The 21,439-nt window shown below is 71.5% G+C and carries 15 protein-coding genes; 12 read left to right on the forward strand and 3 right to left on the reverse strand.

Translation table 11 applies throughout. The features are described from left to right. Window positions 1-16 precede the first annotated feature (16 nt). Window positions 17-1,021, forward strand: coding sequence for a serine/threonine protein phosphatase (locus F4560_RS07860; RefSeq protein WP_184918151.1), 1,005 nt, complete (start codon window positions 17-19; stop codon window positions 1,019-1,021). A 58-nt stretch (window positions 1,022-1,079) separates the two neighbouring features. Here the strand turns inward: F4560_RS07860 and F4560_RS07865 are convergent, their stop codons facing one another. Then, a complete protein-coding gene (locus F4560_RS07865) occupies window positions 1,080-4,145 on the reverse strand; it encodes a discoidin domain-containing protein (protein ID WP_184918153.1) in 3,066 nt (1,021 codons plus the stop codon). A gap of 248 nt (window positions 4,146-4,393) precedes the next feature. Then, window positions 4,394-7,675: a S8 family peptidase gene (locus F4560_RS07870; RefSeq protein ID WP_184918155.1), complete on the reverse strand. Its 3,282-nt coding sequence runs from the start codon at window positions 7,673-7,675 to the stop codon at window positions 4,394-4,396. Window positions 7,676-7,836: 161 nt separating this feature from the next. On the opposite strand from F4560_RS07870, the gene F4560_RS07875 reads away from it, so the two are divergent. From F4560_RS07875 to F4560_RS07890, 4 genes are all read left to right on the forward strand, one after another. After that, window positions 7,837-8,331 carry a SigE family RNA polymerase sigma factor gene (locus F4560_RS07875; RefSeq protein WP_184918157.1) on the forward strand — a complete coding sequence of 165 codons (495 nt, stop codon included), beginning with the start codon at window positions 7,837-7,839 and terminating at the stop codon, window positions 8,329-8,331. Window positions 8,332-8,341: 10 nt separating this feature from the next. After that, the gene (locus F4560_RS07880) at window positions 8,342-9,475 is read left to right on the forward strand and encodes a hypothetical protein (protein WP_184918159.1); all 1,134 of its coding nucleotides are present in this window, start codon (window positions 8,342-8,344) and stop codon (window positions 9,473-9,475) included. Between the two features lie 94 nt (window positions 9,476-9,569). After that, on the forward strand, window positions 9,570-11,099 hold the full coding sequence (locus tag F4560_RS07885; RefSeq protein WP_184918161.1) for a toll/interleukin-1 receptor domain-containing protein: 1,530 nt from the start codon (window positions 9,570-9,572) through the stop codon (window positions 11,097-11,099). A gap of 25 nt (window positions 11,100-11,124) precedes the next feature. Next, window positions 11,125-13,422 (forward strand): WD40 repeat domain-containing protein, encoded by a 2,298-nt coding sequence (locus tag F4560_RS07890; protein ID WP_184918163.1) that lies wholly within the window; start codon window positions 11,125-11,127, stop codon window positions 13,420-13,422. Between the two features lie 34 nt (window positions 13,423-13,456). Here F4560_RS07890 and F4560_RS07895 read toward each other — a convergent pair whose 3' ends face one another. After that, a complete protein-coding gene (locus tag F4560_RS07895; protein WP_184918165.1) occupies window positions 13,457-14,269 on the reverse strand; it encodes an RNA ligase family protein in 813 nt (270 codons plus the stop codon). A 149-nt stretch (window positions 14,270-14,418) separates the two neighbouring features. On the opposite strand from F4560_RS07895, the gene acpS reads away from it, so the two are divergent. Genes acpS through F4560_RS07930 form a run of 7 tightly spaced genes read left to right on the forward strand, consistent with a single transcriptional unit; the run spans window position 14,419 to window position 21,276 of the window. After that, window positions 14,419-14,823, forward strand: a complete 405-nt coding sequence (acpS, locus tag F4560_RS07900; RefSeq protein WP_184918167.1) for a holo-ACP synthase — start codon at window positions 14,419-14,421, stop codon at window positions 14,821-14,823. Next, window positions 14,808-15,302 carry a hotdog family protein gene (locus F4560_RS07905; protein WP_184918169.1) on the forward strand — a complete coding sequence of 165 codons (495 nt, stop codon included), beginning with the start codon at window positions 14,808-14,810 and terminating at the stop codon, window positions 15,300-15,302. The genes acpS and F4560_RS07905 overlap by 16 nt, the downstream gene beginning before the upstream one ends. Then, window positions 15,299-16,555: a beta-ketoacyl-[acyl-carrier-protein] synthase family protein gene (locus tag F4560_RS07910; RefSeq protein WP_184918171.1), complete on the forward strand. Its 1,257-nt coding sequence runs from the start codon at window positions 15,299-15,301 to the stop codon at window positions 16,553-16,555. The genes F4560_RS07905 and F4560_RS07910 overlap by 4 nt, the downstream gene beginning before the upstream one ends. Continuing rightward, window positions 16,552-16,929 carry an ApeI family dehydratase gene (locus F4560_RS07915; RefSeq protein ID WP_221483390.1) on the forward strand — a complete coding sequence of 126 codons (378 nt, stop codon included), beginning with the start codon at window positions 16,552-16,554 and terminating at the stop codon, window positions 16,927-16,929. Before F4560_RS07910 ends, F4560_RS07915 begins: the two co-directional genes overlap by 4 nt. Beyond that, a complete protein-coding gene (locus tag F4560_RS07920) occupies window positions 16,926-18,200 on the forward strand; it encodes a beta-ketoacyl-[acyl-carrier-protein] synthase family protein (protein WP_184918172.1) in 1,275 nt (424 codons plus the stop codon). The genes F4560_RS07915 and F4560_RS07920 overlap by 4 nt, the downstream gene beginning before the upstream one ends. Further along, window positions 18,200-20,506, forward strand: a complete 2,307-nt coding sequence (locus F4560_RS07925) for a beta-ketoacyl-[acyl-carrier-protein] synthase family protein (protein WP_184918175.1) — start codon at window positions 18,200-18,202, stop codon at window positions 20,504-20,506. The genes F4560_RS07920 and F4560_RS07925 overlap by 1 nt, the downstream gene beginning before the upstream one ends. Next, window positions 20,503-21,276, forward strand: a complete 774-nt coding sequence (locus tag F4560_RS07930; protein WP_184918178.1) for an SDR family NAD(P)-dependent oxidoreductase — start codon at window positions 20,503-20,505, stop codon at window positions 21,274-21,276. Before F4560_RS07925 ends, F4560_RS07930 begins: the two co-directional genes overlap by 4 nt. Window positions 21,277-21,439: the final 163 nt, after the last annotated feature.

A 21,439-nucleotide genomic window follows, 5' to 3' on the forward strand; every position in this document is an offset into this window, starting at 1 on the left:
GTGGCACAGTTGAGCCATGACGCCAACCAGGAACGCCCGTCACCGGAGACTCGCGACCTTCCTGGCGTCCTGCGGCGACGTCGAGCTCGCCGAGCTCGTGGACACGGGTCGGGTCGGCGGCGTGGGTGTGGGCGGCGGCTCGGCGGTCCTCGACGTCGACGGCGTGCCGGTGTTCGTCAAGCGGATCCCGCTGACCGACCTGGAGCTCGCCCACCCCGACTCCACCGCGAACCTGTTCGACCTGCCTGTGTTCTGCCAGTACGGCATCGTCAGCCCCGGGTTCAACGCGTGGCGCGAGTTGGCCGCGAACGTGGTCGTCACCGACGCCGTCCTGGCCGGCCAGACGCAGTCGTTCCCAGTGCTCTACCACTGGCGGGTGCTACCCGGCCGTTCGCCGATCGCTGCCGAGCACGCCGACGTCGACGCGGTTGTCGCCGCTCTGGGCGGCCACCCGTCCGTGCGTGTCCGCCTCGAAGCGCTGGCCGCCGCATCGTCCAGCCTCATGCTGTTCTGCGAATACATCCCGCACCCGGTGCCGGAGTGGCTGCGGGAGGACCCGGTGGGCAAGGCCGCGGCAGTCGAGCGGCAGTTCGCGCAGATCGTGACGTTCCTGCGCGGTCGAGAGCTGCTGCACATGGACGCACACCTCGGCAACATGCGCACCGACGGGGAACGGATCTACCTCTGCGACTTCGGACTGGCCACGTCGCCGCACTTCGACCTGTCCGATGTCGAGCGTGACTTCGCCGAACGCCACGCCACCCACGACGCCGGCTACGCCGCGATGCGACTGGTCAACTGGCTGGTGACCGACGTCTGCGGGGTGCCGGTGCCGGCCGGCGGCGCCCCGGTCGCACGCAACGAGTACGTACGCCGGTGCGCCGCCGGCCACATCCCGGACGACGTGCCGCCCGCCGTGGCCGCGATCCTGAGCCGGCACGCACCTGCCGCCGCGAAGATGAACTCCTTCTACTGGAAGCTGTTCGGCGGCGACATCCACGCGGAGTTTCCCGGCTTGTGAGGCGGATCGGGCCGATACCCGGTCCCGGCTCGGCACCTTCGCCGAGCGGTGGGAAGTGTTACCAGGTGGTTCGGCCTGCCCCGAACGGGTAGAGCGGGGTCCCGTAGGTGCTGGGCACGGGTTGGCCCGCGTCGATCCGGGCGCGGATGTCGGCACGTTCGGCGGCGGTCGCGCCGAGGTCGTAGGGGAGGTCCCACTGCTCGACGGCATCGGCCGGTGTGTCGGTGCCGCCGGGACGCAGGACGTCGGACAGGGCGCGGGGCAGTTGCCAGGGCAGCTTGCCGGTCGGCGTGTAGTCCCCGAACAGCAACGAAGCCAAAGCAGGCCCCATCTCCTCGCCGCCGCGGTACGTCACGACGATCGCGCTCGCCAAGTCGTGCCACTCGGTGATGACGTACGGGCGGGGCAGGACCAGGGCGACCACGACCGGGATGCCCTGCCGGTGGAAGTCCTGGATCAGGGCGAGTTGGTCCGGCGGCAGGTACGGCCGTTCGTTCGGCCAACTCGTCGCGTGGGTGTAGGACGGCTCACCGACGGCGACGATCGCCAGCTTCGGTGACGGCCCGGTGTCCTTGTGGACGTTCACCCCGGCCTGCGCGGCACGTCCGCGGATCGCTTCGAGCATGGTCTGCGAGCCGTATTCCTGGTGGAAGTAGCTGGTCCAGATGCAGCACGCCGCCGTGTCGTCGGCACGCGGACCGGCCACCACGATGTTGTCACCGCGGTTGAGCCGCACCGGCAGCACACCACCCGTGTTCTTCAACAACGTCATCGCCTCACGCGACGCCTGGTTGGCCAAGCCCGCGTACTCGGGCTTGTGGAACCGGTACGGCCCGTTGACCGGGTCGCCGTACGGGTTCTCGAAGATCCCGAGCTTGAACTTCAGCCGCAGCACGCGGCGCACCGCGTCGTCGATCCGCGCCGCCGGCACCGCCGAGGTGAATCCCCCCATGGTGAACCCGGCCGCTCCGGGATCCGCGCCACCCATCACGTCGGAGCCGGCGTTCGCCGCGCCGACCCACGAGCCGGACGGCAGCCAGTCGGTCGTGATCAGGCCGGTGTACCCGAGGTTCTGCCGCAGGTACGCGAGGATCTTCGCGCTGTCCCCGGCGCCCGGACCGCCGGGATCGAGCAGGGAACTGCCCGCGTAGCCCGGCATGATGTTGACCGCGCCGGCCTCCATCGCGGCCCGGAACGGCGCCGTGTGGTACTTGATCGTCACCGCGTCGTACACGATCAACGCCTCACCGCCCGCGCCCTCACCCGGCCAGTGCTTCACGGTCGCCAGCACGGACGCCGGGTTCAGCTCCGGCCCGCCCTGGAGGCCCGCCACCAACGCCCGCACCTGTGCCGACGCGACCTCCGAGCTCTCGCCGTTGCCCTCCTGGATGCGCGGGTACAGCACCTTCGTGCCGACCTCGGCCAACGGTCCCAGCACCCCGCGCGCGCCGACCTCCAACTGCTCACGCCGCTGCATGTCGCCGAGCTTGTAGTCCAACGGGTAGTTCTTCGCCGCCGCCAAGGCGCTCTGCAACGGATAAGTGGTCTTGTACCCGGCGATGGTGTCGCCGGCCGTCACGAACGGGATGCCGAGCCGCGTCCCGGTCGACCCGAGCAGCGCGTTGTGCAGGTCCTGCGCTTCCGCCGGCCCGAAGTGCCACCCCGACCGGGGGAACACCTGGGCGTTGTAAAACATCTGGTACGCCTTCTCCTCGAGCGTCATCCGCCCGAGCACGTCGTTCACCCGCGTCTCCACGGGCTGTCGCCAGTCCTCGTACGGCTCGATCGTGCCGTTCCTGTTCAGGTCACGGCTGCCGTTCACCACCCGCACACCGTCGTCCACGGTCGTCAACGTCGGCAGGTACAGGCTGAACGTGCGGATGTTCGACGCGGTGGTCGTGCCGGAGCCGTCCACCGCCACCACGAACCAGCGATACGTCCACCGGTCCGCGATGTCCCACGACGGGGTGTAGCTCGTGCCGGTGGGCTCGGCGACCTTGGTGTACAGGTCGATCAGGTTGCCCGACGCGGCGAAGTCGTAGTCGGTGCGGCTGATGTTGAGCCAGACCTGGTAGCGCGCCGCGCCCGGCACGGCGGCCCACGAGAACGCCGGACGACGGGTGCCGGTGATCATCGCGTTGTCGGCCGGCGCGGTCAGGGCGAACCGGCCCGTCACCGCCGGCGCCTTGGTCGGCGGCGACAGCAGCGGCGGCGTGCTCGCGGAGGTGTCGACGGCGCCGAAGACCTGGAACTCCCAGAGCGAGACGCCGTAGCCCGTGGCGCGTGTGGTGGCGAACAACCGCAGGTAGCGGCCCGTGCCGCCGACGGTGAGGCGTTCCGTGCCACCGGCGCTGGTGGTGGTCGAGTAGACCTGGGTCCAGGTCACCGCGTCGTTGGACAACTCGATCCGGTAGCCCTTGGCGTACGCGCCTTCCCAGGTGAGCTCGACCCGGTTCACGGTGGCGACGCCGCCGAAGTCCACGCGCAGCCACTGGTTGTCGGCGAACTGGCTGGACCAGCGGGTGTTCGCGCGACCGTCGAGCGCCGCTGCGGGCGCGTTGCCGCCTTCCCACGTGGAGGCCGTGACCTGCTTGTACTGGGAGATGGGCGTGCCGGTGCTGACGCCGGTCGTGCCGTAGACCTGGAACTCCCACAGCGAGTAGCCGTAACCGGTGGCGCGGGCCGTGCCGAGCATCCGCACGTGCCGGCCGGCGCCCGTGACGGGGATGTCCTGCACGCCGCCGGCGCCGTTGGCAGTGGTGTGGACGGTGGTCCACGTGGTGCCGTCGGCGGAGGTCTGGAGCTGGAACGCGGTCGCGTACGCGGCCTCCCACCTCAGCACCACGCGGTCCAGCGTCGCGGTGGCGCCCAGGTCGACGCTCACCCACTGCGGGTCGGTGAACGCGCTGGACCAGCGGGTGTCGGTGTTGCCGTCGGTGGCGGCGGAAGCCGGGGTGCCGCCGTTCTCGACGGAGGACGCGGTGGTCGCCTTGCCCTGGGACAACAGGACTCCGGCCGCCCGCGCCTCGGAGGAGATCGCGGCGACCTGCCCCGCGATCAGGGCGGCGAGGATGACGAGCAGGGGCAGGACCCGGCGGCGTTGCCGGGCGAGCGCTTCGGGCATGACGACTCCAGGCAGGGTTGGACCCGCGACCGGTGTGCCACCGGCCGCGGATCGTCGGCAATCCGGGAGAGCGCTCTCCCATAGCGAACTTCACCGGCCGTTCCACCGTCAAGAGCCAGGGGGACCGGTTCTCGCGGTCCAGGTGACCCGGTTCCGGTCAGGCCCGGGAGCGGCGGGCCGGAAGGAGCGCCGGCGGGAACGGGCGCCTGCCCCTGAACGGGCGCCCGTTGCTGCCCGGAGATCCGCGGTCAGGTCAGCGTGTACGCCCGGATGATCGTCTGCTCGACCGTGTTGCCCTCGCTGTCGGACGCACGGGCCTTCAACGACACCGCACCAGCGCCGTGCGGGTGGTGCAGCACGACCGCCTGCCGTGATCCCCACCCGGTGACGGTCGCGGGTCGCCAGGTCCCGCCGTCGTCGTAGGACACCTGCACGGTCAGGTTGCGCAGGGTGGCGGACGAAGCGCCCGCCTGCCGCTGCACGGACACCGGCACCGTGAACAGGCGGCCGGACCTGGCCTGGTTGTGCTCGTCCAGGTCGGGCGCGAACCGCACCGCCATCAGCGGCAGCGCTGCGGGTTCCGCACCGGGCACGTGACCCGAGCGGAACGTCCACGCGGCGGTGACGTTGGTGGAGACCGTGGCGACGGTCTGCGCGTGGTCGGCTTCCAGTCGGTAGGTCGCCTCCTCCGGGGGCACCGTGAAGCTGCCGCCGGTGCCGGACGTGCCGACCAACTGCCCGTCGCGGAACAGCCTGGTGGGACCGGTGCGCTGGTACGCGATGCCCGAGTGCGTGGCGCCCTGGTCGGTGAACAGCCACAGGTTGTAGTCGATCGTGTCACCGGCACGCCTGACGTGCGGCCCACGCGTCTGGAGCACCGGGTCGTCCGCGAAAGCCGGACCGAACACGCCCACGTTCCACCGTTGGACGCGGTGCTCGCCGGGCCGGAAGGTCACGGGTGCGCCGGAGATCCGGGCCGACGGGAGCCGGAAGGTGTCGGGCGAGGGCGGCGGCGGGGCGCCGTAGAGGTAGAGGGCAGGGGACCAGGCGAAACCGGGGGAGTAGCGCTCGGTCAGGGTGGCCGGGGTCTTCAGGTCGACCAAGAAGTCCTTGGCCGCCCACTGGTCGGGTGCGGACGCCGCGATCCGGGTGTGCTCGGTGGCGAGTTCGCTGTCCCTGACCCGGCGCACCAGGTCACCGGGCACCCGACCGTCCTGCGACCACTTGACGTGGTAGAGGTACGGGCTGCCGGTGAAGCGGCCGGAACCGTCCGGCCGCGCGGCCTCGATCTGCACCGACGAGGTGAACTGCCCGGCCGGTGCGGTGGTGGAGGACGGTCGGACGTGGATGTGGTCCGGGTCGCCGATGTGGATCTCTCCTGTCGGTCCCCACGCCGCCGTGCGCAGCGCCGACACCTCGCCGGTGGCCGATTCGGCGTCCGGCTCGTCCAGTTCGACGCCGATCGGCAGTGCCTCCCGGGCGTCCAGGACCAAGCTCGTGTCGCGGTCGACCACGACGGTCGGCTCGGCGATCAGGGAGTTGATCCACGTGCCGTCGAACGATCTGATCATCGCGTGGAGGAAGTGGGTGCCGGCGGGCAACCGCGTCACCACGGTCCCCGACTCGTGGTACGGCGTGACCTCGTCCTGCACGGCCAGGTCGACAAAGCGGACGTAGTAGTCGGGCGTCGGGTTCCCGGCCCGATCCACCATGGTCAGCTTCACGTCGTAGCTCTCGGCCTCGCGGGTGACGGCGATCGGCGTGCGCACGGAGGTCTGCCCGCCGGTCGCCACGACCTGCCCCTCGTAGGCGCCATACGGTGCGGAGACCGAGGTGTCCACGGTCAGCACGACGTCGACGCTGCCTCCAGACGGGACGGTCGCGGAGGTCCGGTCGAGGGTGAACATCCGGCCCGGGACCGGGGCGCCGTCCGGACCGCGCACGTCGACCGACAGGTCCAACGTGACCGGCTCCGCGCCGGTGTTGCGGTAGGTGAGCGTGGTCGGGAGGGGCTGGTCGTCGTCGTGCGGCCATGGGATCACGCCGTGGCCGATGCTCGCAGGGGTGGCGTGGACCTGCTGCGCGACCGCGCGGGCCACGTCGATCCGCCCGGCGCCCTGCTCGTGGACGCTCGACCCGTCCTTCGGCACGGCACTGCCCATGAGGACGGGCTTCAACTCGTCCGCGTCCCAGGCGGGGTGCCCTCCGACGAGGAGCGCGGCTGCGCCGGCGACGTGCGGCGTGGCCATCGACGTGCCGGACAGTGCCACGTAGCGCCCGTCGACCGCCGGGAACTGCTCGGCGAGCCGGGAGCCGTCCGCGAGCGGTGCGACGATGTCGACGCCGGGCGCGGTGATGTCCGGCTTCACGGCGTCGTCGCCGGTCCGGGGGCCGCGACCGGAGAACGGCGCCAGGGTGTCGTCCCGGTCCACCGCGCCGACGGTGAGCGCCGCGTCGGCCGCGCCCGGGCTCTCGACGGACTGCTCGAACGGCCCGCTGTTGCCCGAGGCGACCACGAACAGCGTGCCGGTCTCCGCGGTGAGCCGGTCGACCGCCTGCGACATGGGGTCGGCGCCGTCACTCGGCATGCCGCTGCCCAGACTCATGTTCACCACGTCGGCGTGCTGCGCGACCGCCCACTCCATGCCCGCGATGACCCACGACTCCTGCCCGTAGCCGTCGTCGGAGATCACCTTCGCGTCGAGCAGCTTCGCGTCCGGCGCCACGCCTCGGTGCCTGCCACCCGAGGCGGCGCCGTTGCCGGTGACGATGCCCGCCACGTGCGTGCCGTGCCCGATCCGGTCACCGGGGCCGCTGCCGGTGAAGTCCTGCGCGCCCACGACCGCGTCCGCGAGGTCCGGGTGCGCGGCGTCGACGCCGGTGTCCAGCACCGCCACCGTGACGCCGGCGCCGGTCAGCCCGGCCGCCCACGCGGCCGGTGTGCCGATCTGCGGCACGCTGCGATCGAGGCTGGGCTGCACCGGGCCGTCGAGCCACACCTTCGTCACGCCCGCCGCGAGTGCCCGTTGGCCCGTCCCGGTCACCGAATCCCAGAACCGGGCGGTATCCGCCTTGGCCACCTCGACGGCGGTGGCACCCAGACTGGTCAGGTGCACACCGGTCGCCACGCTCGTCCGCGCGCCCGGAGCGTGCGTCACGACCAGCGGCACGTTCGTCCGGTTCACGTCGTCGTACCCGGCGCCGGCCAGCAGCGACACGTCGAACAGCCTCCGGTCGACGCGGCCCGCGGCCACCAGCGGCGCGGCGTCGCTGGGGATGACGTGCACCGCTCCGGGCTTGACGTCGCGCGCGAAGGTGATGTCCGCCCGGCCCTCACCGGCGATCACCCGCACGACCTGTTCACCGCCCGCGGGTCCGTCGACGAGCACCCGGTCCCCGGTCACCAGAGTCACCCACCGCTGCTCCGCCGCTCCGACCACCGCCGGTGGAGGCTCGGCGGCGTCGGCCGGCGGTGTGCCGACCACGGCGGCCGCGACCATCGTGACGACCGCGGCGGTCGACCTGCGCATCCCATGTCTCAACGTCGTCCACCTTCGGTGAAGGAGGGGACGCGGACCGCCCGCGTCGCCCGGAAGAAGACGCGACGGGGGCCGCCGTTTGTTGCGTGCAACGGAACGACGGCCTCGATGCGTTTGGGGATTGCCCTGTTCGACCTGTCGCAGGAGAGTTCGTGACCTTCGAGGAGTTCGTCGCCTTACGGCTCGGCGCGCTGGTCCGGTACGCCACCGTCGTGACGTGGGACCCGCACCTGGCCGAGGACATCACGCAAGAGGTCCTCGTCCGGGCCCAAGCCCGGTGGTCGAGGATCGGGGGACTCGACGCGCCCGAGCAGTACGTCAAGCGCATGGTGCTCAACGAGTTCCTGTCGTGGCGGCGGCGCAAGGCGGCGCACGTGGTGCTGTTGCCGAAGGAGACCCTCGACGGCTTCGCGCCGCACGTCCCCGACCGCACCGACGCCGTCGACGACCGCGACCTCACCCGCCGGCTGATCGCCGGGCTGCCGCCGAAACAACGGGCGGCGATCGCGTTGCGGTACTACGAGGACCTGTCCGACGAGCAGATCGCCGACTACCTCGGCTGTCGGACCGGGACCGTCCGCAGTTATCTCTCACGAGGGCTGGCCACGCTGCGTGCCGCGCTGCCCGCCCACCGGGTCAGGATCTAGAGGAGTGCAGGTGGACAACGACATCGATGACCTGATCCGGGACGCCGTGCGGCGCCAGGAAGAGGTCGCTGTCGACCCGGAACGCATCCGGGCGGCGCTGCCCGCGCGTGCCGCACGCAAGGCGCGCGTGCAGCGGACCCGGATGCTCGTCACCGTGGCGGCGGCGGCCTCCGTCGCGGTGGCCGTGGCCGTGCCGACCGTCGTCCTGCGGGAGTCGGCGGACGTCGGAGTGGCCACGTCACCGACCGCGCCGTCATCCGCCGCGCCGTCGACCGGGTCGCCCGGGTCGACCACCGCGGCGCCGTCGCCCGGCGCGGCCACGGCTCCGCTGCGTTACAAGCCGACCTGGCTGCCGCCCGGCTTGACCGAGTGGCAGCGCAGCGTCCCGCTCACCTCCGATCACCCCAAAGTGGGCGTGACGCGGACTTGGAAGACCACACCCGCCGAGGAGATCGCGAACCTCGGCCTGACCGCCTACACCTCGCCGCAGGACAAGGCGCCCCCGGCGCCGCCCATCTTCGTGAACCCGGACGGGACCGCGCAGGTCGACCCCGGCCGCCCGGTCGAGATCAACGGCAAAACCGGCTACTACGACGGCCGGACGACCATCACGTGGCAGGTCGAACCGGAGACGAAGCTGATGCTCACCGCGCCGGAACTCGGCTTGTCCGAGGACGACCTGTTCCGCATCGCACGCTCGGTCCAGCCGGACGACACGCGGCTGCACCTGCCGCTGCACACCGATCCGCTGCCGGGCGGCGTTTCCACCCTGTTCGCCACCGTGGAGGGCGAGTCGCCGGACTCCTGGGAGGCGAGCCTCTTCGCGGAACGGACGATGGCCGCCTACGTCTCCGTCCGGTACGGCACGATCGCCCCCGGGTCGGCAGCCGGAGGCGAGGCGGTGACCGTCCGAGGGGTGGCCGCGCGCTTGACCAAGCCCAGCGGGGACACGTCCACCCAGCCCGGGTACCGGACCGACTGGGTGCTCACCGCAGATCTCGGCGACGGCCGGTGGCTCACCGTGAACGGCGGCACGGTGCTCGACTCGCCGGGTGGCCCGGCGCTGACCCGTGACGACATCCTCCGGATCGCCGAGCAGGTCGAACTCGACCCGAGCGCCGACCTGGGCTGGCTCGGCGACTGACCGGATTCGTGGACGGGGCCTTTCGGCTCCGTCCACGCGGGTCGCCGGTTCAATGCCTCCGAGGAGCACCCTCCGGCGAGTACCGTCTTTTGCCATGGCGTCGCTGTTCCTGAGTCATAGCAGTGAGGACCGCTCGGTTGTCGACGACGTCCGGCGGCGGCTGGCTGACGAGGGCTTCGACGCCGTCTTCCTCGACTATGACCCGGATCAGGGCATTCCGGCCGGACGGAACTGGGAGGCCGAGCTCTACTCGGCGCTGCGCCGGGCCGACGCTGTTCTTTTCGTGGCAACGGAACCATCGGTGGACTCGAAGTGGTGCTTCGCCGAGATCGCGCTGGCGCGGTCGACCGGAAAGCCGGTCTTCCCGGTCCGCATGAGCGGAGCGGTAACGCACTCCCTGCTCAACGACGTGCAATGGGTTGACGTGGCGGCTGAGGGCGACCTCGGCTACGCACGGCTGTGGGCCGCGATGAGGGACCGGGGCGTCGACCCGTCGAGATCGTTCGACTGGGACTCGAAACGCTCGCCGTATCCCGGTCTGGCGGCATACGGCCCGGCGGACGCGGCGGTGTTCTTCGGCCGGTCCGACCTGGTGGGCGACCTCCTCAACCGCGTGGAGGCCAGACGCAGGCAGCAGAGCGGGCCGTTCCTGTCGATCGTCGGACCGTCCGGGAGCGGCAAGTCGTCGGTCGTCCGGGCGGGACTCGTGCCGCAGCTGCTCCGGCGTGACGACTGGGTCGTGGTCGACCCGTTCAACCCCGGGCCCCGGCCGGTGTCGGCGCTGGCACGGGCACTGGCCGTCGCCCGGTCGGGATCCCCGAACGACCGCGTCGCGATCGAACGCCGACTGCGTGCGGACCCCGCCGAGGTCGCCGAGCTGATGAAGGACCTGACGGTCGGGCGCGGCGGCGCCACGGCGGTGCTGCTGGTCGTGGACCAGGCAGAGCAGCTCCTGCGCCCGGAAGACGCGGGTGGGAGCGACCACGCCGAGTTCATGAACATCCTGCTGAGCACTCCCCACAAGGATCCGAACGTGCAGGTCGTGTGCACACTCCGATCCGAGTTCCTCGGGTCGATGGCGCGCGACCCGGATCTCGCCGCACTGGTGCGGGAGCCGATCGTGGTGGGACCACTCCCGCGTTCGCGGTTCCCGGAGGTGATCGAGGGGCCTGCCCACCGGGCCGGCATCAGGTTCGACCCGGGCCTCGTCCAGCGCATGGTCGAGGAGACCGGGGCAGGGGAGGCGCTGCCCCTCCTCGGGTACGCGTTGCAGCAGCTCCACCAGCAGCGCCGGCCCGACGGGCTGATCACCGGTGAAACCTACCTGGCGCTCGGCGGGGTCGAAGGAGCTCTTCGGCAACGCGCTGACGAGGTCCAGGAGGCACTCAGGTCGGCCGGGCACGGGGAAGCGATCATCCCCGCGCTGCTCCGGCTCGTCGCCGTCGACGAGCACGACGAACCGCTCGGCCGAGCGGTCGCCGTCGAGACCTTCAGCGAGGCTCAGCGGCACGTGGTCGACGCGTTCGTGGAGGCGCGGCTGCTGAGCACCGACAGCGCGGGCGGATCGGCCGTCGCACGGGTCGCGCACGAGACGTTGTTCTGGGGCGTGGCCGCCGATTCGTGAGGCGATCACCGCGTCGCGTCAGGCCTTGCGCACCCAGGCCGAGCTGGAACGGCTGGCGCGCGACTGGGACCGGGCGGGCCGGCCCGACTCGTACCTGCTCCGAGGCGAGCGGCTGGCCACGGCGGTGCGCTGGCTCGACCACGCACCGGAGGGGTCGCACATCCTGTTGCGGGACTTCGTCGACAGCTCACGTGCGCGTGATCTCGCGGCGCTGCGCCGTGAGTCCGCGCTGGCGGCGAGCCGCGTGCCGGCGCACTTGGAGCACGACCCCGAACGTGGCGTGCTGGTGGCACTGGCCGCGATCGAGGAGTACGCGCCGACGCCGGAAGCCATCGGCGCTCTCGATGCGGCCGTTCGGGTCTCCAGGGTCCGCGGGTACCTGGAAGGGCACGACGGAGCCGTGAACTCGGTGACCTTCTCCCCGGACGGAACTCGCGTCCTGACCGCTTCGGACGACGCCACCGCGCGGGTCTGGAGTGTCGAGGACCGGCGCGAAGTCCTTGTGCTCAGCGGACATTCGGCGAAGGTTCGCTCGGCCGAGTACTCCAGGAACGGCGCCCGTATCGTGACCGCGTCGGAAGACAAGACGGTACGGGTGTGGGACGCGACCAACGGACGTGTCCTGTTCGAACAGCACCCCGACCCGTGGACGCACCCCGTCTACTGGGCCACCTTCTCACCCGACGGGCGTCTGATCGCCGTGTTGTCGTCGGACGAGCGGCTCGTGCTGCTGGACGCGGTCGACGGTGCGGTGGTGACACACGTCGAAGCGCCGCCCGGCAACGGGGGCATCGCCGCGGGAACAGGCCGGAACAAGCGATTCTCCGTCGCGTTCTCCCCGGACGGGCACCATGTCGTCACCGGCTCGCTGTACGCGGCGGCGTACGTCTGGTCGGTGAAGAAATCGCGAAAGTTGCGACACGTGCTCAGACTGGACGGGCACGACCCGGGGCATGCCGTCCACAGCGTGAATTTCTCGCCCACCGGGTCGCACGTCGTCACTACCAGCGCGGACGGCACCGCGCTCGTGTGGGACGTCGCCCGGCCCGAACAGCCCGTGATGCTCGACGTGCAGGCGGGCGAGGTGTATTCCGCGGCGTTCTCCACTGCCGGCAGCATGATCGTCGCGGCGGCGCACGACGGCGCGGCCGTGGTCTGCGACGCGACCGACGGGTCCCTGCTCTTCCCGTTGGCCGGTCACCATTCGGTGGTGCTCTCGGCGGCCTTCTCCCCCGACGACACGACGATCGCCACCGGTGACGAGGACGGGGTGGTCCGGCTGTGGAGCACCACGGAATGGGGCGCGGTCCTGCCGATCGTCCATGACGCCCCGGTGTTCTCGGCCTGCGTCTCGGCCGACGGTTCGCGCATCCTCACGGCCGCCGGCTCGACCGCCAACGTCGTCCACGCCGCCGACGGCTCCCCGGTCCTGTCCCTCACCGGGCACGACGAGCAGGTGGAATTCGCCGCGTTCTCGCCGGACGGTTCCCGAATCGTCACCGCCTCAGCCGACTACAGCAGCGGCGTGTGGAGCGCGAGCGGCGAGCTGGAGTACACGATCGAGGGCCACGACAGCCCGGTGGCGATGGCGACGTTCTCCTCGGACGGCACCCGGGTCATCACCTGCGCCGGCGGCCGGGGCCTCGGCGGCCACATCATGGGCGGTGTCAAGGTGTGGGGCGTGAGCGGCGCCCGCGAACCGTCGGGCGGGCCGACCCTGCTCCGATCGCCGCTCGTGGACATCCCGTCCGGTGAGGACGAATCGGTGCGCTCGGCGATGTTGTCCGCCGACGGCACTCGCATCGTCGCGGCGGTCGGCCCCGCCACCGCTCGAATGTGGGACGCGGACACGCGTGAACTGCTGCTGACCCTGACCGGACACGGAAACGCGGTCAACTACGCGGAGTTCTCGCCGGACGGCTCCCTGATCGTCACCGCGTCGGACGACGCGACGGCAAGGGTGTGGACCGCGGACGACGGAACCGAACAGTCGGTCCTGTCCGGTCATCGGTCCAAGCTGGGCAGCGCGAGGTTCTCACCCGACGGGGCCAGGATCGTCACGGCGTCGGCGGACGGAACGGCGGTGGTGTGGGACATGGCCACCGGGAAGTCCGTCTGTGAGCTGTGGCACGGCGCCCCGCTGATCTGGGCGACCTTCTCCCCGGACGGGAGGCACGTCCTCACGGCCGGCGGTGACGGCGTGGTCTGGGTGTGGGACCACCTCCAGCCCGACGAACTGATCTCGGTGGCCAAGAGCCACGTGTTCCGCACGCTCACCGCCGCCGAGCGGCAGGAGTACGGACTTCCCGAATCCTCGACCTGAGTTTCAACCAGAGGCCCGACACCACACGCCGCTCCTACGCCGCGCGCGGGAAGTCCTTGCGCTTGATCTTGGCGCGGCGGCCGTCCGGGTGGTGGAAGACGATGCCCTCGGCGAGGTGGCCGGGCGAGTACCGGCTCTCCAGGTCGGCGAGGAAGTCCCGCAGCTCGTGGTAGTCGCGGGGGACCTCGGGTAGCTCCGGCGCCTGGAAGTCGAACGGCACGCACAGGTGGTCGGTCAACGCCAGGGGGTTGCCCTGGATGCGCGGGCCGAGCGCCTCGCACGGGTGCTCGCCGTCGGACCAGCCGGACACGTCGGTGTTGCCCGCGGCGGCCAGGATCCACTTGTCCTCGCCGGAGTCCGGGTCGGTGTCGACGTACCAGCCGTCCACGATCCCCCGCTGCTTCTGGGCCTTGTCGGGGTTGCGCCGCTTCTCGACCCGGACGAGGTGCCCGGAGCGCACGGTGAGGCGGACGTTGGTCCCGTCGAGCTTCTCGGTGCCGACACCGGCGCCCTCGAAGACCCACGCGCACTCGGCACGCGGCCGGTCGACCACGTGGAAGCGCTCGTCGCGCTCGAAGAGCGTGGGGATCTTCTCCATGACCACTTTTCCTCTCAGGACGTGCCCGACCAGTTCTTCGTGGGTGATGGCGCCGGTGGCCAGGCCGCTCGCCAGTGCCCGCACCAGGTCCGCCACCGACACGTCGGCCTCGACGGCGACGTGTTTGAGCGCCTTCTTCTCCTCCGGGGAGATCCAGGCGACCAGCCGCGACCAGCCTTCCGGCGGCGTCCACCGGGCCAGGGTCGCCGGGTCCTTGCGGGGCCGTCCCCGCTTCCTGCCTTCGTCCACGGGCAGACGGTAACGATCATCGCGTGCTTGTGTCAATTGGCATAACAGAAAATGAGCGCCGCGGCTCGCCGAGGACTTGCCGGCCGTCGCCTGTATCCGGGCAGCGTGCGAGTGGATCTCTACCGGTGAGAGCTCGAAAGGAGAAGCCCATGACATTCCGGCTCGGCGTCGGTGTCGACCTCATCCCGGTGCGGCGGGTGCGCAAGCTCCTCGATGACAACCCGCAGGCCGAGGCCGACATCTTCACCGAACGCGAACGCGCCTACTGCTCGGCCAAACGTCACCCGTACCCGCACTTCGCGTGCCGGTTCGCGGGCAAGGAGGCCGTGCTCAAGGCGCTCGGCACCGGACTCGGCCCGCACATGCGCTGGACCGACGTGGAGATCGTCAACGCGCCGCTCGGCAGACCGGGCGCGACGCTCAGCGGTGCGGTCCGCGCGGCCGCCGACCGGCTGGGAATGTCCACCATGGAGCTTTCGCTCTCGCACTCCGGCGGCTTCGCCATCGCGCAGGCTGTACTCGTTTTCGAAGGAGGCCCATGCGTTTCCACCTGATCGACCGGGTCGACGAGCTGGAAGCCAATCGGCACGTCGTGGCCCGCAAGGTGACCTCACACCGCGAGGACTACTGGCGCGAACTCGGTCGCGGCATGGAGATGCCCGCCCACCTCGTGCTCGAGTCCCTGTGTCAGGCGGGCACCTGGCTGGTGGTCACCTCCACCGAGCGCAGGCTGCGGGCCGCGTTGCTGTCGATCGACTCCGTCGTGTTCGGCGACCCGGTGCGCCCTGGTGACGTGCTCACCCTGACTGGCAGCGTGGAGACGATCAGCGAGGAGATCGCCGTGCTGTCCGGCACCGCGTCGGTGGAGGGGAAGATCGTCCTGGAGGCCCAGTCCATCATGTGCGCGCTGATCGCGGCCGACCAGCTCGACTCTCCCGACGAGACCGAACGCATGCAGCACCAGCTCGCCGGGCACCTGCCCGTGTTGCGGGACGCCGGGAAGCAGGCCATCGGCGCGGGCGGTGTCCGGTGAACCGCAGGGTAGCCATCACCGGCATCGGCGCGGTCACCCCGCTCGGCAACGACGCACCGTCCACGTGGGACGCGATGCTGGCCGGGCGCAGCGGGGTCTCCAAGCTGGAGACCTTCGACGCCACCGAGTTCCCGGTCCGGATCGCGGGTCAGGTGCGCGGGTTCGACCACGCGACCGCGATCCCGGCCGGCCACGACCGCAAACACCTCTCCCGGGCGGCCACCTACGGCGTCGCGGCGGCCTATGAGGCGCTGCGGGACGCGGGGGAGAACTGGCGGGACATCGACCCCTACGACCGAGGGGTCTCGATCGGCGCCACCGTGGGCCGGCCGGAGTTGCAGGAACTGGTCGACATGTCGCACCTGATGGAGTCGAGCGGCCGCAGCCGGTACTACCGGCAGGCGCCGGGTGACGTGCTGCTGCGCGACCAGAACGTCGGCGCGGCGTCGATCGCGCGGGCCGCGGAGTGCAGGGGGCCGCTGATCAACGTCAGCACCGCGTGCGCGGGCTCGGCGCACGCCATCGGCGAGGCGTTCCGCCGGGTGCAGGAGGGCGACTGCCGGATGATGCTCGCCGGCGGCTTCGACACCCTCACCACCTGGATGGACGTGCTGGGGTTCTCCCTGCTCGGCGCGTTGGCCACCGAGTACAACGACGACCCGCAAGCGGCGTCACGGCCGTTCGACGCGACCCGGTCCGGGTTCGTGCTCGGCGAAGGCGCGGTGGTCGCGGTGCTGGAGGACTGGGACACCGCGGTCGCCCGGGGCGCCCGCATCCACGCCGAACTCGCCGGCTACGGCTCCACCCTCAACGCCTACCGGATCACCGACTCGCCACCGGACGGCGGCGGCGCGATCTCCGCGATGCGGGACGCGTTGACCGAGTCCGAAGTGGACCCCACGGGGATCGACTACGTGGTGGCGCACGGCACCGGCACGCCGGGCAACGACCTGAGCGAGACCAAGGCGATCAAGGCGGTGTTCGGCCCGCACGCGAGTGAGCTGTCGATCAGCTCGCCGAAGTCCATGACCGGCCACCTGACGTCGGCCGCGGCCGGGGTGAACCTGATCGCCGCGCTCGGCGCGCTGCGCACCCAGACCGTGCCGCCGACCGTGAACCTGCGCAACCCGGACCCGAAACTCGACCTGGACTACGTGCCGCTGGTCGCGCGCGAGCGCGAGGTGCGCGCCGTGCTGGTGAACGCGTTCGCCTTCGGTGGCACGAACGCCGCATTGGTGGTGCGTCAGCCGTGACCCAACTCGATCGGGTCGAGAGCCTGGTGGAGGGCGAGCGCGCCACCGCGGTGCGGCATGTGCCGCACACCTTGCAGGTGTTCGAGTCGCACTTCCCCCGGTTCCCGGTGCTGCCCGGCGTGATGATCATCGAGGACCTGGTGGAGGTGGCGAACCTGGTGCTCGGCGACGGGCCGTGGCGGCTCGCCGGCGCCAGTCGCGTCCGCTACCGGCACTTCGTCCGGCCCGGTGACGTGCTGCGGCTGGACGTGGACGTCACCAGCCGGTCCGCCGGCACCGCCACCTGCACGGCCACCGCGAAGGTGGACGGCCGAACCGTCACCACTGTGCGCACCTTGAGCTTGCATCGGGTCGAGACGGGAGAGTTCCTATGAGGAGTGTCGCGATCACCGGGATCGGGTTGCTGACCGGTCTCGGCACCGGCAGGCAGGAGACCTGGAAGCGGCTGCTCGACGGTGACACCGCGATCCGTCCGGTCACGGCGTACGACCCGTCCTCCTTCCGCACCCGGTTGGCCGCCGAGATCGACGATTTCCAGCCGGAGCGGTTCGCGCCGCGGCGCAGCCTGCGGATGGCGACCCGCAACGACCAGTTCGCGATCGCGGGCGCGGTGCTCGCGGTCGAGGACTCCGGCATCGACTTCGACACCTGCGATCCCGGCCGGGTCGGTGTCTTCGTCGGTGGAAACAAGGAGATCTCCAACCCCGACCACATGTTGGCCGGCGCGCTGGCGGGCAGGCGCGAGGACGGCGTCGCGGACGTGCGGCAGCTCGGCAGGCGGTACAGCTCGGCCTTCTACCCGCTGTACTACGTGGAGGGGTTGCAGGCCGCATCGCTGTTCTACATCTCCCAGCGCTACGGCCTGACCGGCCCGAACGCCTACTTCCACGGCACCGCGGACGCGGGCGCCACCGCGATCGGCCGGGCGTTCCGGTCGATCAGCCGGGGTGAGTCGCAGGTCGCCATCGCGGGCGGCTTCGACGACGCGGCCTCGTGGTGGACGGCATCCAAGATGGACGGCCTGGGCGTGCTCAGCACCGACAACGACCGGCTGGCCGAGGCCTTTCGGCCCTACGACGTGGACCGCTCCGGTTCGCTGCTCGGCGACGGCGCCGCGTTCGTGGTGCTGGAGGACGCGGAGCTGGCCCGACGGCGCGGCGCGCACGTGTACGCCGAGATCACCGGGGTGGCGGCCACCTTCGACGGGCGGTTGTTGACCCCGGAGCCGACCGGCGAGCCACTGGCCGCGGCCATCACGAAGGCGCGTGCGCAGGCGGGCGCCGAGATCGACTTCGTGGCCACGCACGGCTGCGCGACGAGGCTCGGCGACGTGTCCGAGGCCAGGGCACTGCGCAGTGCGCTGGGCGACGGGGCGTGCGCGACCAGCGTGAAACCGGCGACCGGGCACCTGGTCGCGGCGGCCGGCGCGCTCAACGTCGTGGTCTGCGCGCTGGCCATCGACGCGGGCGCGGTCCCGCCGACGCTCAACCTGGACCGGCCGGACCCGGACTGCGACTTCGACTGGGTCGCGGGTCAAGCCCGCCAGTTGCGAGTGCGCAACGCCATCGCGATCGGCCGGGGCCTGGAAGGCCAGCAGGTCGCGGTCGCGCTGGGCGCCCCGGGTGAAACGAGAGGAGCTTCGTGATGACGGAGACGGAGACGGTCCGGGTCGCCATCGTCGCGGTCGGCGCGGTCACCGCGCACGGACCCGCCGCGGCCGACCTCTGGGCGGGCGCGGTGGCCGGACGGGTCGCCATCCGGCCGGTGCAGCACCTGCCGATGGACGGGCTCAGCACCAAGATCGCCGGCGAGGTCGAGACGGTGCCCGACCCCCGCCGCCGCTACCCGCGACCGGACGGGTTCACCGAGCGCGCGTTGGACCTGGCACTGGCCGCGGCCGATGAGGCGCTGGCCGGTCTGCCCGCCCGGCTGATCGACCCGGACCGGTTCGGGGTCGTGCTCGGCACCTGCAACGCGGGCCTGCTGTCCGGCCGGGAATGGCTTCGCGTCGACACCGAGGGCGGCACCCCCGACCCGAAGCTGGCCGACCTGGTCACCCCCCAGGCCCTCGCCGAGGCGCTGGCCGCCGACTTCGGGCTGCGCGGTCCCGTGCTGGCGGTCAACACCGCGTGCGCGTCCGGCGCCAACGCCATCGGCATGGCCGCGGACCTGGTCCGCACCGGCCGTGCGGACGCCATGCTGGCCGGCGGCACCGACGCGTTGTCCGATGTGGTGCTGGCCGGGTTCAACTCGCTGGAGTCGCTCTCAGCCGAGCCCGCCGCGCCCTACTCGGGCAACCGGTCCGGGCTCTCCCTCGGTGAAGGCAGCGGGCTGGTCCTCCTGGTCGGCGCCGAGTTGGCAGAACGGCTCGGCCTGACCTGCCTGGCCGAGGTCGCCGGATACGGCTTGTCCTCGGACGGCTACGACGCCACCGCGCCCCGGCCGGACGGCTCCGGTGCGGCCAACGCCATCCGGGACGCGCTGCGGCAGGGCGGCATCGAGCCCGCCGACGTCGGCTACGTCAACGGACACGGCACCGGCACCCCGAAGAACGACCCGGCCGAGACCAAGGCGATCCGGCTCGCGCTCGGCGACGCCGCTGACGGTGTGCTGGTCAGCAGCACCAAGTCGATGGTCGGGCACCTGCTCGGCGCGGCGGGTGCGGTCGAGGGGATCGTCACCGCGCACGCGGTCGCCCAAGGGCTGGCGCCACCGACCGCCGGCTACCTGACCGCCGACCCGGAGTGCGACCTGGACTACCTGCCGAACGGGGCCGGCTCGTTCGACCGGCCGTTCGCGCTGAGCAACAACTTCGCCTTCGCCGGGGCCAACGCGGCCCTGCTGCTGGCCAGGCCGGGCACCTCGTACACCCGTCCGGTCCGGGACACCGACGACGTGGTGATCACCGGCGTGTCCGCGCTGACCCCGGCGGGGCACGGCATCGACGCCGCGGCGGCGGCTGTGCTGGCGGGCATCCCGGTCGGCGACGCCGAACACGGGATGCTGCTCGGCCGGGTGGCGGTCGATCCAGAGCCTTACCTCACCCGCAAACAGCGCCGCAGGATGGACCGGCTCGGCGTGCTCAGCGTGATCTCGGCTGCCGACGCGCTCCGGGCCGCCGGGATCGAACCGGGTACGCCGCAGGCCGCCGAGGTCGGCGTGCTGTTCGGCACCGGGACCGGGCCGATGGAGGCCATGCGGAAGTTCGTCGTGCCGCTGCTGGCCGACGGGCCCGCCGCGGCCGATCCCGGCGTCTTCCCCAACACCGTCTACAACCAGGCGGCGGGCCAGGTCGCGATGCACCTGGGCCTGTACGGGCCGACCTCGACTCTGTCGGTCGGGCACGCCACCGGCGCGGCCTGCGTCGGCTACGCGGCCGACCTGATCGCGGATCGACACGTCCAGGCCATGGTGGTGACCGTGACCGACACGCTGACCGACGAGGTGGTCCGCGCTTACGACGCCCAGGGCGCCTTGGGCGGGGATGACGCCTTCGCGCTCGCCGAGGGCAGCGTCGCGCTCGTGCTGGAGAGCCGCGCGTCCGCTGCCGCCCGTGGCGCCACGGTGCTCGGCACGGTCCTCGGACACGGCAACGCCTCCGACGCGAGCCGCAGCAGGCGCTGGGACGCGCGTGGCCGCGGCATGGAGCGGGCGATGACCGCCGCGCTGGCCGACGCGGGCCTCGCCCCGACGCAGATCGAGCAGGTGTGGTTGGCCGCCGCCGGGCTCACCGCGGCCGACCGGCCGGAGTCGCTCGCCGTCGACCGGCTGTTCGGACCCGCCGGCCCGGCCCGGCACGCCCCCAAGCGAGTGCTCGGCGAACCCATGGGCGTCGGGCCCGCGCTGTCCCTCGCGCTCGCCGTGCACGGCAGCGGTGGCCCGGTGCTCGTCAACGGCTCGTCGCTGGGTGGCACGCACCATTGCCTGGTAGCAGGAAGGAACAAGGAATGAAGCTGGCAGACCGGGTCGCGTTGGTGACCGGTGGTTCGAGGGGCATCGGCGCGGCCATCTGCAAGAGGCTGGCCGCCGACGGCGCCACGGTCGCGGTCAACTACCGCAAGGGGGAGGACGAGGCGGCCAAGACGGTCGCGCAGATCGAGGAAGCGGGCGGGCGGGCGTTCGCGGTGCGCGGCGACGTGTCCGACTACGACGACGCCGGTCGGCTGGTGCAGCAGGTCATCGAGGAGTGCGGCAGCCTGCACGTGCTGGTCAACAACGCGGGCATCGCCAAGGACGCGTTGATCTACTCCATGGAGCCGGGCGACTGGATGGAGGTGATGCGGGTCAACTTCGGTGGCGTGTTCAACTGCACCAAGAACGTCCTGCCGCACTTCATGGCCCGTGGCGACGGCGTGGTGGTGAACGTGTCCTCGGTGATGGGGGAGCGCGGCTGGGTCGGCGAGTCCAACTACGCCGCGTCCAAGGGCGCGGTGAACGCGTTCACGCGCTGCTGCGCGATGGAGACCGCGCGGTTCGGCATCAGGGTCAACGCGGTCCTGCCGGGCTTCTCGCCGACCGAACTGGTGGCCGGGCTCACCGGCGGCGACGCGGGCAAGGGCATCAAGCGGCAGATCCCGCAGCGCCGCTTCGGCGGCACGGAGGAGATCGCCGAGGTCGTCCGGTTCCTGGCCGGTCCGGAGTCCAGCTACATGACCGGGTCGTTCGTGACCGTCGACGGTGGCGCGATGACCGCGCTCGGGTTGGGCAGGCCCACGTGGTAGCCGCCGGTTCCGACACCGTTCCGGAGTTCCACTGACCCGCGGTTCCACCGACCCGCCGCCGTCCTGGGCCCGGCCGTCCCGAGATTTTGCCGGGGTGGCCGGGCCCGGGGTGTATCCAGCGCTGATCGGACTGGATCTTTAGTGGTGAGAACAGTTTCCAACC

It is taken from the genome of Saccharothrix ecbatanensis (genome assembly GCF_014205015.1).
Taxonomy (GTDB): Bacteria; Actinomycetota; Actinomycetes; order Mycobacteriales; family Pseudonocardiaceae; genus Actinosynnema; species Actinosynnema ecbatanense.

Coding starts and splice junctions, on each gene's coding strand:
- F4560_RS07860 (WP_184918151.1), top strand. CDS start 17: ATGACGCCAACCAGGAACGCCCGTCACCGGAGACTCGCGACCTTCCTG.
- F4560_RS07865 (WP_184918153.1), bottom strand. CDS start 4,145: ATGCCCGAAGCGCTCGCCCGGCAACGCCGCCGGGTCCTGCCCCTGCTC.
- F4560_RS07870 (WP_184918155.1), bottom strand. CDS start 7,675: ATGCGCAGGTCGACCGCCGCGGTCGTCACGATGGTCGCGGCCGCCGTG.
- F4560_RS07885 (WP_184918161.1), top strand. CDS start 9,570: ATGGCGTCGCTGTTCCTGAGTCATAGCAGTGAGGACCGCTCGGTTGTC.
- acpS (WP_184918167.1), top strand. CDS start 14,419: ATGACATTCCGGCTCGGCGTCGGTGTCGACCTCATCCCGGTGCGGCGG.
- F4560_RS07905 (WP_184918169.1), top strand. CDS start 14,808: ATGCGTTTCCACCTGATCGACCGGGTCGACGAGCTGGAAGCCAATCGG.
- F4560_RS07920 (WP_184918172.1), top strand. CDS start 16,926: ATGAGGAGTGTCGCGATCACCGGGATCGGGTTGCTGACCGGTCTCGGC.
- F4560_RS07925 (WP_184918175.1), top strand. CDS start 18,200: ATGACGGAGACGGAGACGGTCCGGGTCGCCATCGTCGCGGTCGGCGCG.
- F4560_RS07930 (WP_184918178.1), top strand. CDS start 20,503: ATGAAGCTGGCAGACCGGGTCGCGTTGGTGACCGGTGGTTCGAGGGGC.